At 65.7% G+C, this 14,736-nt stretch carries 13 protein-coding genes and 2 pseudogenes; 8 read left to right on the plus strand and 7 right to left on the minus strand.

Features of this window, described 5'->3' with window-relative positions; genetic code table 11:
- Nucleotides 1–30: 30 nt before the first annotated feature.
- Both ACYVF6_RS24320 and ACYVF6_RS24325 read right to left on the minus strand, forming a co-directional pair.
- A pseudogene (locus tag ACYVF6_RS24320) lies at nucleotides 31–1,069 on the minus strand (IS481 family transposase).
- A gap of 39 nt (nucleotides 1,070–1,108) precedes the next feature.
- The gene (locus ACYVF6_RS24325) at nucleotides 1,109–1,504 is read right to left on the minus strand and encodes a hypothetical protein (RefSeq protein ID WP_460524814.1); all 396 of its coding nucleotides are present in this window, start codon (nucleotides 1,502–1,504) and stop codon (nucleotides 1,109–1,111) included.
- Between the two features lie 874 nt (nucleotides 1,505–2,378).
- Here ACYVF6_RS24325 and ACYVF6_RS24330 point away from each other — a divergent pair.
- The 6 genes and pseudogenes from ACYVF6_RS24330 to ACYVF6_RS24355 all read left to right on the plus strand — a co-directional run.
- Nucleotides 2,379–2,522, plus strand: a pseudogene (locus ACYVF6_RS24330) (tyrosine-type recombinase/integrase); the annotation flags it as partial.
- Nucleotides 2,523–2,838: 316 nt separating this feature from the next.
- Nucleotides 2,839–3,048, plus strand: coding sequence for a hypothetical protein (locus ACYVF6_RS24335; protein ID WP_460524827.1), 210 nt, complete (start codon nucleotides 2,839–2,841; stop codon nucleotides 3,046–3,048).
- Nucleotides 3,049–3,207: 159 nt separating this feature from the next.
- Nucleotides 3,208–3,612: a DUF3224 domain-containing protein gene (locus ACYVF6_RS24340; RefSeq protein WP_460524815.1), complete on the plus strand. Its 405-nt coding sequence runs from the start codon at nucleotides 3,208–3,210 to the stop codon at nucleotides 3,610–3,612.
- A gap of 49 nt (nucleotides 3,613–3,661) precedes the next feature.
- Entirely contained in the window at nucleotides 3,662–4,027 is a 366-nt protein-coding gene (locus tag ACYVF6_RS24345) for a nuclear transport factor 2 family protein (protein WP_460524817.1), read from the plus strand.
- 190 nt (nucleotides 4,028–4,217) lie between these two features.
- Nucleotides 4,218–4,367: a hypothetical protein gene (locus ACYVF6_RS24350; protein WP_460524818.1), complete on the plus strand. Its 150-nt coding sequence runs from the start codon at nucleotides 4,218–4,220 to the stop codon at nucleotides 4,365–4,367.
- Between the two features lie 2 nt (nucleotides 4,368–4,369).
- Nucleotides 4,370–5,557, plus strand: a complete 1,188-nt coding sequence (locus ACYVF6_RS24355; protein WP_460524819.1) for an alpha/beta hydrolase family protein — start codon at nucleotides 4,370–4,372, stop codon at nucleotides 5,555–5,557.
- Nucleotides 5,558–5,565: 8 nt separating this feature from the next.
- Here the strand turns inward: ACYVF6_RS24355 and ACYVF6_RS24360 are convergent, their stop codons facing one another.
- A complete protein-coding gene (locus ACYVF6_RS24360) occupies nucleotides 5,566–5,754 on the minus strand; it encodes a hypothetical protein (RefSeq protein WP_460524820.1) in 189 nt (62 codons plus the stop codon).
- A 273-nt stretch (nucleotides 5,755–6,027) separates the two neighbouring features.
- Between ACYVF6_RS24360 and ACYVF6_RS24365 the strand changes: the two genes are divergently transcribed.
- Nucleotides 6,028–6,603, plus strand: coding sequence for a hypothetical protein (locus ACYVF6_RS24365; protein ID WP_460524821.1), 576 nt, complete (start codon nucleotides 6,028–6,030; stop codon nucleotides 6,601–6,603).
- A gap of 766 nt (nucleotides 6,604–7,369) precedes the next feature.
- Here the strand turns inward: ACYVF6_RS24365 and pabB are convergent.
- The 4 genes from pabB to ACYVF6_RS24385 all read right to left on the minus strand — a co-directional run bounded on the left by pabB (nucleotide 7,370) and on the right by ACYVF6_RS24385 (nucleotide 13,436).
- Entirely contained in the window at nucleotides 7,370–8,680 is a 1,311-nt protein-coding gene (pabB, locus tag ACYVF6_RS24370; RefSeq protein WP_460524822.1) for an aminodeoxychorismate synthase component I, read from the minus strand.
- A 213-nt stretch (nucleotides 8,681–8,893) separates the two neighbouring features.
- A complete protein-coding gene (locus ACYVF6_RS24375; RefSeq protein WP_460524823.1) occupies nucleotides 8,894–10,747 on the minus strand; it encodes a hypothetical protein in 1,854 nt (617 codons plus the stop codon).
- Nucleotides 10,748–10,781: 34 nt separating this feature from the next.
- Nucleotides 10,782–11,288, minus strand: coding sequence for a SigE family RNA polymerase sigma factor (locus ACYVF6_RS24380; RefSeq protein WP_460524824.1), 507 nt, complete (start codon nucleotides 11,286–11,288; stop codon nucleotides 10,782–10,784).
- Between the two features lie 465 nt (nucleotides 11,289–11,753).
- Nucleotides 11,754–13,436 (minus strand): helix-turn-helix domain-containing protein, encoded by a 1,683-nt coding sequence (locus ACYVF6_RS24385; protein WP_460524825.1) that lies wholly within the window; start codon nucleotides 13,434–13,436, stop codon nucleotides 11,754–11,756.
- A gap of 86 nt (nucleotides 13,437–13,522) precedes the next feature.
- Between ACYVF6_RS24385 and ACYVF6_RS24390 the strand changes: the two genes are divergently transcribed.
- Nucleotides 13,523–14,566, plus strand: coding sequence for a LysR family transcriptional regulator (locus tag ACYVF6_RS24390; protein ID WP_460524826.1), 1,044 nt, complete (start codon nucleotides 13,523–13,525; stop codon nucleotides 14,564–14,566).
- The last annotated feature ends 170 nt before the right edge of the window (nucleotides 14,567–14,736 follow it).

A 14,736-nucleotide genomic window follows, 5' to 3' on the forward strand; every position in this document is an offset into this window, starting at 1 on the left:
CGCCCAGTCTCGCGGTATCCGATGTCGCGGTCATCCCGACTCCTTCTCCGCCAGCCCATCAGGCCGGCGAGTCAAGCCGGAAACACCGTTCGATCCACAGTCCCGGTTGATCGGGGGTTGGCCTCCGATGGCTGAGTGGCGTCTTTGAGTGTTGTAGTGCTGGAGCCAGGGTGCAAGGGCATCGAGGCGGTGGGTGTTGCTGAGGTAGACCTGCCGGTAGGCCCACTCGGTCTGTAGGGTGCGGTTGAACCGCTCGACTTTCCCGTTCTGCCAGGGGCAGTGCGCCCGGATCAGGACGTGTTTGGCGTGCAGGGTCTTCATCGCCTGGGCGACGGCTTTTGAGCGGGTGTAGCTGTAGTGGTTGTCGGTCATGACGCGTTCGATCCGGACGCCGTGGCCGGCGAACCAGGCCGCGGCACGGGTCAGGAATGCCGCGCAGGTGCCGCCTTTCTCATCGGGAAGGGCTTCGGAGTAGGCCAGCCGGGAATGGTCGTCCACGGTTGTCGATGATGGAGTGGATGTAGTCGAATCCGATCTTGGCTCGCTTCTGCGCACCGGTCTTTCCATGCTGGCGGCCGTGGGCTTTCCAGCCACCGCCGTCAGGGATCCGGCCGATCTTCTTGACGTCCACATGGACCAGTGACCCGGGGTGGTCGTGTTCATATCGCACCGCGGTGGTCTTGGACGCCCGGATGACCTGGCCGCTCAACGGGTCGCACTCGCGCAGGTAGGGCATCTGGTGGCGGCGCAGGATCGCCGCCACGGTGCGTGCCGGAACCCCGAGCTCTGGGCCGATCCAGTCCTGACCACGCCGATGAGTCCGCCGCAGCCGCAGGACCTGCTGCTCGACCTCGGCCGGGGTTCGGCGCGGGCAGCGGTGTGGCCGGGAGGAGCGGTCGTTCAGGCCGGCCTCACCCTCGTCGCGGAACCGGGCCACCCACCGATGGGCACACTGCCGGGAGACACCCAACTCTTTGGCCACATGAGCCACCGGCCGGCCGTCCCGGATCACCCGCTCAACCAGCAGGCGACGGCCATGCAGAGTCAAACGAGCATTAGCGTGGGACACGAGGACCTCCAGGGCCGGTGAAGACGTCAGACATCTCCACTAAGCCCGGAGGTCCTCCCCATTCACAACCACCAACACGCCATCAACGTCTCTGCCGAGTACACCTAGGCGTGGGTCGGCGGACAGCGCTGAGCACCAGGCTGCGATCACGATCGCGCCCAGGACCAAGTGCGGCCCGGCAAGGTCGTGCAGGGTGTCGCGGAGCGCGAGGGCGAGTCCGGCGGTGTAGGTGCCGGCGGTCACGGCCAGCCCGAACCCGGCCGATATCAGACCGTAGCTGGGCGTGAGCAGGTTCGCTGTACCGATCGCGCCGATGTAGGCGGAGCCGACCGCGACGATCAAGACCCATCGGAGCCTGGTGTGCGGCGACCGGAAGCGCTCAGCTGCTCCGAGGTGTCGCGGGTCCGGGGCGGTGTTCTGGTCTGGCCGGGTCATGCTGCCTGCTGAGCATCGGTGTGGAGGCCGGTGCGGCAGGACCACGGTGAGCACCCGTCGGGGTCGCTGTCTTCAACCAGGTGAGGTGATGGTCGGTGTTCGGTCGCGGGTGGGGTGTCGATGTTCGCCTGGTCGAGCGGCGGGCAGGAACGGTCCGTTGACTGCATTAGCGAGCATGTCAATTCGACCTTGGCGAGCCGTTCAGCCAGGATCGGCTCATGGTTAGTGATCATGATCTCTCTGGAGTACGTCGGGATTTGGTGGATGGCTGGGTGGATCTGCCTCGGATCGGCTGCGTGGCTGCGGGCCGCTCGCCGTCGTCGCCGTTCGTGCTGTGCGATGTTGCCGGTAGCGAACTCGAGCCGGTCAGCGCCTATCTGCGGGATCGGATGCTGAGCGATGTCAGTCCGTTGACGTGCCGCAGCTATGCGTATGACTTGTTGCGCTGGTTTCGCGTGTTGTGGACGGTGAATGTTGGCTGGGAGCAGGCCACGGACGCCGAGGCGGTCGCGCTTGTCGGGTGGCTGCGATCGGCTCGCAACCCGCAGCGTCACCGGACAGGTGCGGGCGCAGTGACAGCGGGGACCGTTAATCCCAAGACCGGCAAACCCATGCTGGCAGCGGGGGGTATGCCCCGGCGACGATCGCGCACGCCTTGTCGGTCGTGCACGGGTTCTACGACTTCCATCTGCACTTCGGTCGTGGCCCAACGGTCAACCCGGTTCCGGACAACACGGCTCGCCGCGCCCGGCTGGCGCACGAGTCTCCGTTGGACGTACCCGCGCAGACGCGGCGTGCGCGGTTGCGTCCGAAGGTGCCGCATCGTCAACCGCGAGCGATCCCCGACGCCTTGTGGGACGAGTTGCTGGCACAGATGCGCTGCGACCGCGACCGTGCCCTGTTGTCGTGCTACGTCAGCTCCGGCGCGCGAGCCTCGGAGCTGCTGGGGATCCGGCTGTCCGACATCGACTGGGCCAAGGCCCGGCTGTGGGTGATCTCCAAGGGCTCTCGCCGACACGAGCCGGTGCCCGCCTCGCCGGAGGCGTTTGCCTATCTGGCCTGCTATCTCGATCAGGCAGGGCTCCCAGAGCCCGGGATGCCGGTGTGGCGTACCCGCCGCGGCGATCCGCGGCCGTTGACGTACTGGGCGATGCGCCAGGTGCTGGCCCGCGCGAACACGGTGCTGGGCACCAATTGGACGTTGCAACCCGGTCACCGGACAAGGGCTGGCCGTCGCCCTGCGCGACGCGCGCGTCCTCACCGACCTGCTGCTCGCCTCCGACGACTGGTCGCTCACCGGGCTCGGCCCGTACGCGCTGGAGCGGGCCGAACGCATGGCCCGCCTACGATTCGCCACTGCCCTGCTCGACCTGTACACCGCCTTCGGCACGCCCGACCGAGCTGATCGCAGGGCCCGCATGAACCGGCTACTCAGCCTCCAACCCGAACTGGCGGCCGCGCTCAAAGCCATCTACCAGGGTCCGTGGCGACTGCCGGCAACCGCCTTCACCCCCTACAACCTCACCGCCCTCGCGCTGGCCTGACCCAACCGTTTTCCTTTCACAGGCGCCCTCTGGGCGGAAAGCTTCGTGACGCTTCGCCGCACTTTCTCCCGACACAGGACGTGATCTCTCCCGATCTCACTAATGTCGCCCACATGAAGGCTGGTCATCGAAGCACTCAGCCGGTCAAAAGGAGAGCCTGTGAACAAGACAATGCGAGCAAGCGGCGTGATCACCGTCCACACATACCAGCCGCAGGATCTCGACAAGTCCGACGACGGGATGGACGTGGTGATGATCCATGTTGAGGAGACCTTCAGCGGCGATATCGAAGGCGAGGGCGTGGCAACGTTCCTGCAAGCCGGACGAGCCGACGGCTCGGCCAGCTTCGTCGGCCTCGAACGAGTCCACGGAATGGTCGCCGGGAAGCAAGGCACGTTCCTGCTACAGGACTCCGGCACCGTCGAGGGACAGGTCGTCAACGGCGAGTGGTTCGTCGTACCCGGCTCCGGCACAGGCGATCTGATCGGGCTCCGCGGCACCGGAGGCCTTCACGCGAAGCTCGGCGAGAGCGCTCACATCCACCTCGACCACTGGTTCGAGTGAGCAAGAGTCTCGCAGCCCCGTAAGCGACGTGTGATGAAAGAGAGCCTCAATGAACCTGATCGAGACGCTGATCGAGCTCGAGAACGAGATGTGGCGCGCGAACCGCGAGGGCGACGGCGCGTTCTACACCAAACAATTGCGCGACGACGCACTTGTTGTGAGCAAGTACGGTGTGATGGCCAAGGAACAGGTCGTCACGGTCATCCAGGCCAACCAGAACCACTACGTCAAGACCGACCTGTCACAACACCGAGTCATCGAACTGGACGCCAACAACGCCCTCATCACCTACCACGCACACGTAGTGGCTGAGGTCCAGGGCAAACAGGTGGAGCTCCTGTCGTACGCCACCAGCACCTACACCCGCGAGGGCGATGGCTGGCGCATCGTCTTCCACCAGCAGACCGCCCTCTAACGGCACCAGAAGCGTCGCCCGTGGTCTCGACCTTGCCGTCGGGCGGCAGCCCTTCAGCCCGGCCGGCGTTTCGTAGATATCCTGTCGAGCGGCTGGGCGGCGAGGTTGTCACTGCTTTGCGTGGCCCTTAAGGGGTAGAGTCCGGGTTCTCCCTTATTCCATTGACGTTTGGCACAGCCGAGGATGAGGCATGCCTACCGCACTCCGCCGTCTCGCCGTGCTCGCCGCCGTGACCACGACCGTCGCGGGATTGCTGGTGCCCTCGGCGTCCGCGTTCGCCGGCGCATCGATTCCCGGCTGCCGGCCGGCTGCCGGCCGGCTGCCCACGGGCACCTGCTGACCGTGACACCGCTGCTGGACCGCAGCCGGGAGGAGGTCGCCAGCGTCCTTCGTGGCGGCGGGCTGGCGAGCGACGCGAGCTTCGGCGTACGGGAGTACCGCCTGGAGTACTGCACACGCACACCGGCCGGCGGGCCGACCGTCGCATCCGGCCTGCTCGCGCTCCCGGCCGGAGCGCCAGAGCCGCTGACGGTGGTGTCGTACGAGCACGGCACCATCTCGGCCAGGACCGACGCGTCGTCGTTCCAGGGCACGCCCGAGGGACAGCTCGCGCCGCTGGTCTTCGCTGCCGAGGGTTTCGCCGTGGTCGCGCCCGACTACGTGGGCCTCGGCACCTCGCCTGACCGGCATCCGTTCATCCACGCCACGACCGAGGCGTCCGCCTCCATCGACCTGCTGCAGGCCGCCACGACGGCGGCCGGCCGGCTGGGGCAGCCCCTGTCTCACGACCTGTTCGTCACCGGGCACTCCCAAGGCGGGCACGCCGCGATGGTGGTCGGGCAACAGGTGCAGCGCCATCCCGGCCTGTGGCGGCTACGTGCGCTGGCGCCCATGGCCGGACCCTACGACCTGTCCGGCGAACTTTCGGCCGTGCTCGACCCCAGCCGCACCGACCCGGCAAAAGCCGTGGTCTACCTCAGCTACCTGCTCACTTCCTCGGACCGGCTGTACGACTTGTACGACGATCCCAGCCAAGCGTTCCTCCCACCATACGACGGCACCCTCGAGGCGCTGTTCGACGGCAGCCACGGACTGACCGACATCGAGGCGAGTCTGCCCGACCAACCCGAGCAGGTGTTCCGGCCCGCGGTTCTGAGCCAGATCGCCCACCCCCACGGCCGGTTCGCAGCAGCCCTGCGCGCCAACGAGGTGTGCGAATGGGCACCCGCCGTCCCGACCCGGCTGTACGCAGGCCGAGCGGACCGCGACGTCGTCTTCGCCCACACCCAAAGCTGCCAACGCCACATCCACGCCCGCGGCGGCACCGCCGAGATCCTCGACCTCGGAAACCTCGACCACACCGGCACCGCCATCGCCTCCCTCCCCCGCATCCGCGACTGGTTCCAAACCACCACCCAACACGTAACCGAGTGGGAATCGCCGCCTGGGCCAGGGAAACCGGGAACACCGGCCGGTTGTGCAGCGCCTGAAGCCCCTTCCCTGCGTCTGCGCCTTCGCGACGGCCGTTAGGCTGTCGGTCAGGGCACGTGATCGGCAGGGGTGGGGATGAGATCGATCAGGTACAGCTTGCTCCTCGCGGCGTGTGTCGCCTTGTTCTCCGGCTGTACGGTGACCGTCGGGGCTCGGTCGGACGAGCCGGAGGGCAGGTCCACCACGCAGGCCCCGGTCGCCGCGGCCGGAGAGTTCGACGAGTGCGGCTTGCTCACTGCCAAGGAGTTGGGCTCGGGGTTCAAGGTCAGCTGGCGGACAGGACAGCCGACACCCACAGGCTGGAAGGTCCACTGCACGTACTTCGTCGGCGAAGCTCGCGAGGGCGCTTACGGCGACGTCGAGGTGGAGATCAGCACAGGTCTCACCGACTTCGAGCCGCCCAAGCAGTCCGACGTGAACGGCCTGGATGGCAAGCCACTCCCTTATGCCGTGCCCCGGCCGGTCCCCTGCCTGGTGACGAGGCGTACGCCTTCGTCGACTACGAGATCGTGGACACTGAGATCACGGAGCCTGGCGGTGAGAAGCTCTCGATCGGGCCGATCGAGGTCGACGTACGGCGTGGCGACTACAGCATCCGGGTCACGGCTGCCACGTTCCAGAAGCAGCCCAAACCCGAGCCGACGATCGACCTCGCGCGGCGCGTGCTGAGCCGGCTGCCGGCCGCGGCGAAGTTTCCGGCCCGGCTGGTGCCCGGACCCTGCGCCGCGATCGAGCTCGAGGCTGCCGGCAAGACGCTAACCGGCGCCCGGCAATATGTCGACACTGCCAGCAATGTACTTACCTGCGACTACGCCGGCCAGCGCGCGCGGCTCACCGTGGCGCTGAACGGCGGTCCCTCGGCGATCGACGACTTCGAGTTCCACCAGGAGATCGGCACCCCTATCGATGGCGTGGGCGACGGTGCGTACCGGAAGTTCCCCGACTGGAAGCTCATGCCCGTCGGGATCCGCGTCGGCGACCAGCACGTCGTCGTCGACGCCAAACCCGCCGATGGCAAGGATCCGCCGGACGAGGACATCAACCGCATGCTGCGCTCGATCGCCGACTCGATCCCACGCGGCTAGCGACACCCTCCGCTGCTCGATGTCGGCCCGACCGACCTCGTCACAGTCGGTGTGCTCGGTGTGCTTGCGCAGGTGCTCTGCGGCGAACCATTGCGCGGCCTCGATGTATGTCCGCACGGGCTTGTCCGACTTGCGCTCGGCACGCAGATGGAGCGCGAACGACGTGATCACGGGTTGAAAAGACACCGGTCTCAAGGTTCTTGGGCTGACGAGTGCGATGACCGCTCATGCCCTGGGGAAACCGCTGGGTGAGCGCGTTTGGTGACCGCAAAGTCTCCGCTGTTCCAGCGGTGTACACCGCTTCAGGCTTGCTCGCCCAGAGGAGTTTTCGCAGGTCAGAGATGGTGTGTGGGCAGGGGCGGGATCGAACCGCCGACCTTCCGCTTTTCAGGTCTTAACGCCTGAGCGCTATACAGACCCGCCTATCCACCGTTCCCTTGCTGAGCGAAAACCCGATAAGCGAATTGTCTTCAACTATTGTCGCTGCGTCAGGCTTCGAACACCATCCGCAACTTCGCTCACGATACCCAACCCTGCCAATCTTCGCCAGGACGCACGCATCGAGCCCGACGCGGCCGCGACCGCCCACAGCGCATCCAGCAGAGGTAGGCGCGTCGGCGATGTCAGCTGTGACTGAGTGCCTCGCCGATCGCAGGTCCTGGCTGCCGAGGCCTGGACGGAACAACGATGCGAAAGGATGCATACGAATCCGGGATGCTTTGTGCTCTTGTCATTCTCCTTCGCCTGGACCACACGCGCACGCGTGCTACACGTTCTGGAACGCTCGCAGCGGTACGGCCGCCTTCAGCAGCATCTCGGCGTACTCCGCGTCCGGATCCGAGTCGAGGACGATCGCCCCGCCCGCTCCGATCCGTGCCAATCCGCCGGAGATCACCGCGGTACGGATCACGACGCTGAGGTCGGCCGTGCCGGCGAGACCGAAGCAACCGAGCGCGCCGGAGTAGATTCCGCGGGCCCGGCCTTCGAGCGCGTCGAGGATCTCCATCGTCCGGACTTTCGGCGCGCCCGTCATCGAGCCGGGCGGGAAGCAAGCCCGGGTTGCCACGACCGGGCTCACGTCCGAACGCAGCCGGCCGCGGATCGCGGACACCAGCTGGTGCACGGTCGCGTACGACTCGACGCGCAGGAGGTCCGGAACGCTCATCGACCCGGGCTCGCAGACGCGGCCGAGGTCGTTGCGCAGCAGGTCGACGATCATCAGGTTCTCCGCCTGCGTCTTCACGTCGCCGGCGAGGCCCTTGGCCAGTCCGAGGTCGGTGGCCGGATCGCCGCTACGCGGTGACGTGCCCTTGATCGGCCGGGCGGTGGCGTACCCGGCGGCATCGACGGTGAGGAAGCACTCCGGCGACGCCGACAGCACGTGCAGGTCGCCGAGCCGCAGGAACGCGCTATATGGCGCGGGTTCCAGCCGGCGCAACCGCCGGTAGACAGTCCACGGGTCACCGTCGAACGGCAGCTCGACCCGGTTGGTCAGGCAGATCTCGTAGCTCTCCCCCGCCCGCAGGTAGTCCAGGCAGGCCCGGACGTCGGCGAGGTAACCGGCCCGGTCCCGTAGCAGCAGCGGCTCCGGGTCGACTCCCGGCGAGGGCGAGACCGGCGGAAGCGACGGCAGCAACGCCAGCTTGCGTTCGGCCTCGGCGAGCCAGCCGGTGTCGCCGCGCTCGACCAGCCACGTGCGTCGTTCCAGGTGGTCGACGGCCAGGAAGCGGTCGGCGCGCAGCCAGGCGGCATCCGGGTACGGCGACGCGTGCGGGCGCCGCACGCCGTCGTACGCCGGCAGCTCATAGCCGAAGTATCCGACGTAACCGCAGGCCAGCTCGGCCGGGAGCCCCGCGAGCGAGACACCCGCCGACTCGTCCAGCCGCGCTTGCAACGTGTCGAAGTCACCGGCCACCACGCCGGAGCCCGAGCCGAGGAACGAGTGGCGCGCCCGCCCCTGCAGCAGGCTGCTGTCCAGCCAGAACGCGTACGGGCTCGCGCCGAACAACCCGGCGAACGCCCGCTCGGCGTCCACCTCGTAGTCTAGGCGCGTCCAGCGCAACGCACTCGCACTCATCACTCGAGCCTTCCGTGCTACGCCTTTTGGTATATCGTGTCGACACCAGTCGGGCAGTGCGGCTGCTCCCGTTGAACTGGGCCTCCGCCAAGCCTGCATCGGCATCGCCCATGTCATCGCTGCCGTCAAGGTCGGCGAGTTCAGCGGGCCAATTGGTTGCCCTGCTCGGCCGCCCGAACCCGGTCATCAGGCGGGCGCGGGCGGCCGGAACTGTCAGTTCTTCGTCGTTGCGATCACGGGCTTGTCTGGAGTGGAGCCCGTACGCCATCTGGATCCGGCGACCCATAGGCGTTCTCTGTCCGCATCTGCGGAGGACAAGCTGCTCGTGTTCGATGGGGCCTCTTCTGCGACGAATCGGTTCCCGTTCGACCGAAGAACGTAGGCTTCCGAGGTGTTCAGGTCTTCTCCGGTCGCTATCGGCCGGCCCTCGATCAGAGTCACGGCGTTGAGTTGAGCGGAATCGGCCGGAGTTGGCGCCTCCGACCACTTGGTGCCGTCGAAATGCAGGACGAGCGGTCGGCGCCACAGCACGGGATCCCGGCGGTGCCCTACTGCCCAGATATCGTTCGGTCCGGCTGCGACGAGGCTCTGCAGGAGCATCGCACTGTCGTCGCCGGGGAGATCCTGGCGGGTCCACCGCCGACCATCGAAGTGGGCAATTCCTGGGTCCATCGCTACCCAAACGTCTCGGTCTGTGATCGGTGCAAGATCGTAGATCCAGGTGTTATTGGAGATGGCAGAATCGGCGATTGACCGCCAGGTGTTGTTGCTGTGCGTGTAGACGACCTGTCGTGCGGAGCCGTCGGCGTCAACCTCCTGACCCGCTGTCCATACCTCTTCCTCGGTGCCTCCCGTTGTCGCGACCGTGTTGAGCCCGCCGCGCACTCCGGCCGGGAGTGGCGGGGCGTCGATGATCTGCCAACGAGCTCCGTCCCATCGCTGAATGACCGGCTTCTGGCCGAGTGTGTCTGTGTATTCCTCTCCTACCGCCCAAACGTCCGTGCCAGACCTGACCGCGACATCGTTCAGGCGCCCTGACGCCACGGGCTGGGGCGTCGAGGACCAGTGCGACCCGTCGCGACGCAAGGCCAACGGACTCCAGTCGTCGTTCCGCGGACCCGATTCGGCCAGACCGACACTCCACATGGCGCCAGCCTGGGCATCTGTCGAGTACAGGATTCCGGCGGTTTCGTCCGTCGGCGACTCCTCCCAACGCAGCTGCGCGGTAGTCTTTGCCTCCACGGCAACCCGGCTGGCGGCACCGGCCCCACGCGCGCTGCTGGGTTGGAACAACGGCTCCGCTCGGTTGACGAGGTCTGCACTGACTTGCTCCTTCCAGCGCGGGCTTGTCACGATCGCCTCAAGTTGTCGGAGGGTCAACGCGGGTTCCGGGCGTGAAATAGGACCCTTTCCGGTACGGGAGTTGTCCTCGACCAGATAGATAGACAGACCGTTCGGATGCACCAAACTCGCACTCCGCTGCATGAGCCCTGAGTCGTGGCTGCGATCCTGCCTCAGCGTCAGGACTGACCCGTCAGAAAGCCGTGTTCTATGACAGTCTCCGGGTCCGTTCCCCACCGGACACGGGCGGTTGTCCGGAATCATGCCGACGTTCACGGAGACGTAGGACGAACCCTCTTGGTCGACATAGGTCATCTCAGCGTAGACATTGAGGTCATCATTGATCGTAGGTTTTCCGTGGAGGTACCCGCCTCGGTAGCCCTCGGTCTTCGCGCCGACGGGCATCTGGTGGAGTACGATCTGGAGTGCCGCCTGTGGTGTGATAGTGGCGGTTTCTATAGGAGTGGCCGTCGGCGTGCCACTCCTTGGCGACGCGACTTCCTCGCCGAACTCGCCGCCGCGTCTTGTGTCCGGTGGCAGAACTGAAACGACGAAACCGCCTATTAGAGTGCAGGCGATACCGGCCACGAGTGTTCGGGTAAGGGCCCGAATGCGGACGTTGCGTCTTCCTCGTCTTATTCCTCCTGCGACGAGTTCAGGCACGTCGGCGTGGGTTTCCCGAACGCTGACACTCAATCTCTCCACGAGCCCATCTTCGAAGTTCATACACTCTCCTATCTCGTATCACGCCAGCTCAGGGCTAGCGTCCAGCCAGGTCGTTGATGTCGCTTCCAAGGAGGACACGCAACCGTGCAAGTGCCCGCATGCTCCGCGTTCGTACGACTCCTGGGCGGAGGTTGAGGACGGCTGCCGTGCCTTCCACGCTGCGGTCCTCCCAGTACCGCAGCACAACGATTGCCCGGTCTCGTGGCGACAGGTGTGCCAGTGCCTCAAACAGAGCGATCCGAAGTGCGACGTCTCGTTCGGTAGCGGCATGCTCTGGAACCGTTTCGGTCGGCACTTCTCGGCTGTTCCGCTTCCGATCCGCGACGTAGCTTCGCGCTAGAACCGTGTGCGCGTATGCCACGGGATTCTCCACCCGGTATGTCCGCGACCACGACGCGTAGAGCTTTCCGAGCGTTACCTGCACAAGCTCCTCAGCCATCTGCCTATTGCCGGTGAGGAGGTAGGCGGTACGGAACAGCTGCTGAGTTCGCGTCGAGGCAAACTCGGAGAACTCCCGAGGATCTAGGCCCACCCTGGTCACCTTCCCGATCGTGGTCTTCTTACTGAGTATGAGTGCCGGTATCCAATTTGCGTCACACCGAAGTGCGTCTTGACGGCGGACGAGTCCATATTGATGCCCTCCTGGACGGATTAACAACCTACTTAGGTAAATCTCGCCAGGATTGGTGTTTCTCTCTCGACGCCGTTCGCCTTATTATTCGATTCCACGACTATCCATCAGGTTCGCAGCTGTCCAAGAGGGATCGTTCATGCAGGCGCAGCCGAGTAGGTGGATCACCATCGTTGTGTTCAGCGGCTACGAGCACGCCCTCAATGTCGTTGGGATGGAGCGCTGCTGCAGTGTTATAGGTGCGTTCCGTTATGTAGATAACAAGCTGGCACGCGGTGGAGGTTCCCTCGTTCAACTCTGCAGGCTGGCCGCACCACCGAGGTGGCGTCGCGACGATCGGGCCGGGATCCATACAGGATCAACCTCTTCGCCGATTCAGTCAGACATGGAGCCTTGGTCATCGGCTGCAGGTGCTGCCTCGAGGACTATGTCGATCAACCACGCAAGCCGGCGCGCGTGGGCTTCCAGACCGGTGTCGGTGGCCAACTGCACGATCGCAAGCAGTGTTGGACGTTCCGATGTTAGCCAGGTCACTGCGGCTTCACGGCTGACAGGCCTTTCCGGGCTGACACCAGGTCGCGTTCGCGTTAGGGCGACGGGCGCAGGATACCCGGCTGCCAGGACGGCAGCGTGTGCGCTGTGCGTGTAATGATCGATCAGCCGATGGACGGCGGATGCGGTCTCCTCTGCGCGGAGGCGTGCGAGCTCGGCCGCATAGGTGCGAAGCAGGTCCTGCAAGGCATATCTGCCGGGAGAAGGTTCCGTCAGCAGGTGTGCGTTGGCCAGTTCAGCCGTCACCGTCCGGGCTTGCTTGGGTGTCATACCTCCGAGGCTCGCGGTTGCCGCGAGTGTGATGTCCGGGCCGGGATGCAGCCCCAGCAGCCGGAACAACTCTGCTGCAGTGGTGGTGAGGGCCTGGTAGGACCAAGAGAACGCCGTTCGGATATCGGTGTCGGTGTCGCCCGCGTGCAGAGCGTCCAGCACGCCCGCGCCGGCCAGCTCAGCGGCCAGGTCAGCCAGAGGAAACGTCGGTCGACCCGCGACCCGCGCGGCAACGATGGCAAGGGCCAGCGGCAATCGCGCCGACTTTCCGATGATTTGCTCCACAGCCGCAGGTTCAGCATGTACGCGATCGGCGCCCAAGCGGCGGACGATCAGCCTCCTCGCCTCGGCAACGCTGGGTGGATCCAGTCTCAACGGCACCGCTCCCTCCACCGCGACCAGCCCAGCGAGGTGCATGCGGCTGGTGACGATCGCGAGGCATCCGGACGAGCCGGGCAACAACGGCCGAACCTGCTCGAGATCACACGCGTTGTCAAGCAAGACGAGGACTCGCCGATCGGCCAAGAGGCTGCGATAGAGGCCTGTTTGGGCTACCAGGCTCGTCGGTATCCGCGCCTGCGGGACACCGAAAGACTCCAGGAATCCGCGAAGGACTTCCGTCGGACTCAGCGAAACACCGGTGCGGCCGAATCCCTGCAGGTTCACGTAGAGCTGGCCGTCTGGGAACCTGTCCACAATCTCGCGTGCCCAACGTACGGCAAACGCGGTCTTTCCAACCCCCGCTGTACCCGTGATCAGTACAACAGTGGGACCGGCACCCGAGTGTGGGAACACCGTATGACCAAGGCCGGTCAACTCATCATCGCGGCCGACAAAGTACGCCGGGCCGACAGGCAACTGGTGCGGAACCTCAAGGTCCGCCTGCCCGGGCCCTCGCTGTGCCGACGATGGCTCGACTTCGACCGGTCCGGCAACTCCGTCGTCCAGAAGAGCTCGCCAGTAGGCGCGATGCGCCGTTGCCTCGAAGCCCCGCCGCGCCCCTCCAGCAAGGCCCAGCCCATCCGCGAGCAGTCGCACGGTTTGCCGATGCGGATGTCGAACGTCGCCTCGCTCGATGTTGGCGATCGTGCGGGCACTCACATTGGTCTTGTCGGCCAACTGTTCTTGCGTCAGTTGCCTGTAGTGCCGGATCGCGCGCACGAGATCACCGAATCGCAGGTCCACACGCGAGGATTCTTCGGTAAATGGTGTGCCCTCAGCTTCGGCAGTAAGCATTTGGCGCCACCTCTCCCTCCCCGGCCAGAAATTTACATCAGTGGCCACAGTTCGACCCGGACCGATGCTACGGATCGCAGGCACCATTGGACATTCTCGGCCAGGGTTCACGCAAGCGCAAAGACCAGCTGCGTATACACGCATATCAGATGCATATCTTGCCTGGCCGTCGGCAGAAGGACTGGGAGAAGGTGATGGAGCCCGGCGGCCGGGCCCGGCCCGAGAGTTTGTCCCTCCCGGTTGACTTGCGGCTGATGCGCTATGTAGTCGCCGTTGCCGACGCCGGCGGTTTCGTCGCTGCGGCCCGGCAGCTACACATGGCGCAGCCGCCGCTCAGCCAGCGGATCGCCGAGCTGGAGAAGACGATCGGAGTTCGGCTCTTCCATCGCAGGCCGACCAGGCTCACCGACGCTGGTGAGGTGTTTGTTGCCGGTGCTCGCCGCACGCTGGCGGAGGCACAACGGACCCTTGCTGACACAGTGGCCATGGTCAACCGCCCACTTCGGATCGGATACACCATCGGCACGGCGCACGCCGAGGTTCCCCGGTTGCTAGATGATCTGTTCAGCCGTTACTCGAACATGGCCGTTGAGGCTGCTGAGCTGCCCGGTGACGAGATCGATCGGCGTTTGCGCGACAACGGGCTCGACATCGGGATCGGGCGCTGCTTGCCACATCACCGGAGCATCGCCCGTCTGACTCTCCGCCGCGAGCCATGGGTCGTTGTGGTGGGGCACAGGCACCGGCTCGCCGCCCGGCGGGCGATCGCCGTCGCCGACATACAGGACGACGTGTTCCACGTCATACCTCGGCATCTCGCGCCGACCTACCACGACGCGATGCTCGCCGCGTTGGGAGGCGACACCCGCCGGATCCGGACTCGGCGGCCCAAGACGCCACGCCCTCATGTCGCCGAGCTTCGCGAGACCACCGGCGCATTCACCCTGATCCCTCGCTCGGTCAGCCGACGGCTTCCCGAAGGTGTGGTTGCGCTCGACGTAAGTGACCTCGACTCGAGCGTCGAGGTGGAGGCGCTGTGGCTGGTGGCCGCCGTTAATCCTACGATCTCCCGCTTCCTCCAATCCGCGCGCGACACCGCACGTACTCATGGCTGGATCGGCGACACTTGACCCCACCGCCCGGTCGCGCCGTTCACGACCGGACAGCCGTGAACGGCGCGACCTACTCCTGAAGGCTTGTTAGGTGGCGAGTTGGGTGGTGTTGAGGATGTTCCAGGGGTTCCAGGAGCCGCCGGTGAAGATCTTTTGGGCTAGGCGGTGGCTGGTGTCGGCGGCGAACA

The organism is Flindersiella endophytica, assembly GCF_054779015.1.

Excerpts from the sequence above, each read along its gene's own strand:
- ACYVF6_RS24335 (WP_460524827.1), top strand. The coding sequence starts at position 2,839 with ATGGCCCGCCTACGATTCGCCACTGCCCTGCTCGACCTGTACACCGCC.
- ACYVF6_RS24375 (WP_460524823.1), bottom strand. The coding sequence starts at position 10,747 with ATGAACTTCGAAGATGGGCTCGTGGAGAGATTGAGTGTCAGCGTTCGG.
- ACYVF6_RS24345 (WP_460524817.1), top strand. The coding sequence starts at position 3,662 with ATGAACCTGATCGAGACGCTGATCGAGCTCGAGAACGAGATGTGGCGC.
- ACYVF6_RS24385 (WP_460524825.1), bottom strand. The coding sequence starts at position 13,436 with ATGCTTACTGCCGAAGCTGAGGGCACACCATTTACCGAAGAATCCTCG.
- ACYVF6_RS24325 (WP_460524814.1), bottom strand. The coding sequence starts at position 1,504 with ATGACCCGGCCAGACCAGAACACCGCCCCGGACCCGCGACACCTCGGA.
- pabB (WP_460524822.1), bottom strand. The coding sequence starts at position 8,680 with ATGAGTGCGAGTGCGTTGCGCTGGACGCGCCTAGACTACGAGGTGGAC.
- ACYVF6_RS24350 (WP_460524818.1), top strand. The coding sequence starts at position 4,218 with ATGCCTACCGCACTCCGCCGTCTCGCCGTGCTCGCCGCCGTGACCACG.